Source organism: Pseudoalteromonas sp. TP27 (assembly GCF_056470645.1).
On record NZ_JARDAK010000069.1, the window covers coordinates 1 to 2,034 of the forward strand.

Below are 2,034 nucleotides of genomic sequence, written 5' to 3' on the forward strand. Positions count from 1 at the left end.
ACGGCAATGTCTCGATATAAAGGACTGACTAGTGGTACATTGAGCTTGAGATGTTATAACGCTCAAGTAGGTGAGGCGTTGGCAAACGTGAAAGCAATGAACAAAGTCCTAGGGCTAGGTATGCCTGTTAGAAACTAACGGGTAAGTTCTGTAGGATGGCTACAGCCCTTACCTGATTTGGTCAACAACGCCAAGTGCGATCCTGCGCTGGTCTTTTGTTGACAATTACAATAATTCCTCACATTTCTACCATATAAAGATTATTTTTTTAAAAGCTCTTCTATTTGCTGAATAGCGTCTAAGGCCGAGCTATTTTTACAATAAATTAAATAAATAGAACGAGACCAGTCATCTACATCTTTGACCCTATATAGTTCTCCTGATTTTATGAACTTTTCAACCATTATTAATGGTAAATAAGCGCTTCCCCCCTTTTCCAAAATAAAGTCTAATGCAATACGCGCTGTTGAGGTACGAAGATATGGTACTGGAATATCAGGATGACGCTCTAAATGTTCAGAGGTAAAACGTGTTCCCCAATCGATATAAACATATTTATCATTAAATACATCGCTAAGCTGAATATTTTTTGTTGATACAAAGACTAAAGAAACCTGTGAAATAACGTTACAAAAAAACTCATCTCTCTTAATAAGATCGAATGAAAACGCCATATCAAGAGTTCGCTCAAGTAAATGTCGATTGAGCTGTTCTCTATTTTTTACTTCAGCAATGAAACCATAATTTGTAAAGGAATCAGTTATAGTAACTAAACCATTTTGTAAAAATACATCCCAAACACTGGGAGTGCCCGCTATTGTTATTTGAAAGGATTTCTTTGAATTCATTGACAATTCTAATTTTGCTTGTTGTAAGGTAGAGACAACTATTTCTGCATAACCTACCAACCGCTCACCTGATGACGTTAATCGGATATTATTTCGATCACGAGTAAATAATAAAGTATCAAAATACGTTTCTAATTGTTTTATTCTTGCACTAACAGCTGCTTGGGTTAGATATAAATTTTCTGCTGCTCGCCCAAAGTGCTTAACCTTGGCCACCTCAAGGAATGTTTTAAATATTTTTGCATCCATATTATCACTCCGTTATCTATCAATTAGTTTCTAGTACAATCAATTAACTGTGTTTCTAAAATCATGACTTTGAAGTTTGTTATTCTAACAGAACAGTAGTAACCTAAAAACAATATTATCATTAGATTTCAAGATAGCGATGCTGCGCATCGAGCGAGGCCGCGTTAAATTATGTATTCAACATTAATTCAATTAACGCTATGATCTCTGCATCCTTTATTATCTCGAATTAATTACCTCTTGCCATGCAACTACAGACGTCAATGTCATGCCCAAAAAGAATTTATTCCTCGTGCTACTAAGCTACTTTTTGAAAAAGACAACGCTTGGGAAAAGGCGCTATGGAAACACGCTCATACCTTCAGTCTGTGGCAAATTACTTGTATAGAAAGAATGCTTGCGTGTGGTACCAATGCGATGGGGGCAAAACACTACGGTTGTGAAAAATCAAACTGTCACTGCACGAAAGTAATATGCCAGAGTTGCAAGACGAAGGCTTGCAGCTCTTGTGGTACAAAATCTACAGAGCGATGGATAGCCACGCAGCTGGAAGTGATGCCAGATTGTGAGCATCAGCACATCACGTTCACCATGCCTAGTGAACTCTGGCCAATATTCGATGCAACCCCAGAGCTCTTAAATGACTTATTTTCTCTTGCTGCGAATACCTTGCTAAATTGGGCAAAAAAATGGGCCTTGAAGTCGGTATATTCGGGGCATTACACACCTATGGCAGAGGCCTCAATTGGCATCCTCATATTCATTTATCCGTCACACAAGGCGGTTTAGATGAAAATGATAACTGGCAGCCTATCTATTTCAAAAAGAAGCATGTGGAGTATCACTGGCGTCGAAGCTTAATTGATTTACTCAGACGAAAGTACGATGAGCTAAATTTATCAACAGGGAGCACTGAGCACATCCAGGATTACCGTCA

1 protein-coding gene and 2 pseudogenes are annotated in these 2,034 nt (G+C 38.2%); 2 read left to right on the forward strand and 1 reads right to left on the reverse strand.

The annotated features are described in order from the left end of the window. Window positions 1–138: pseudogene (locus PX700_RS21910) on the forward strand (IS5-like element ISVa1 family transposase); the annotation flags it as partial. 122 nt (window positions 139–260) lie between these two features. Here PX700_RS21910 and PX700_RS21915 read toward each other — a convergent pair. After that, the gene (locus PX700_RS21915) at window positions 261–1,097 is read right to left on the reverse strand and encodes a LysR family transcriptional regulator (RefSeq protein WP_446701368.1); all 837 of its coding nucleotides are present in this window, start codon (window positions 1,095–1,097) and stop codon (window positions 261–263) included. Window positions 1,098–1,337: 240 nt separating this feature from the next. Here PX700_RS21915 and PX700_RS21920 point away from each other — a divergent pair. Next, window positions 1,338–2,034, forward strand: a pseudogene (locus tag PX700_RS21920) (IS91 family transposase); the annotation flags it as partial.

Bases quoted from the DNA above. Each gene is read 5' to 3' on its own strand.
- PX700_RS21915 (WP_446701368.1), bottom strand. From the start codon at position 1,097: ATGGATGCAAAAATATTTAAAACATTCCTTGAGGTGGCCAAGGTTAAG.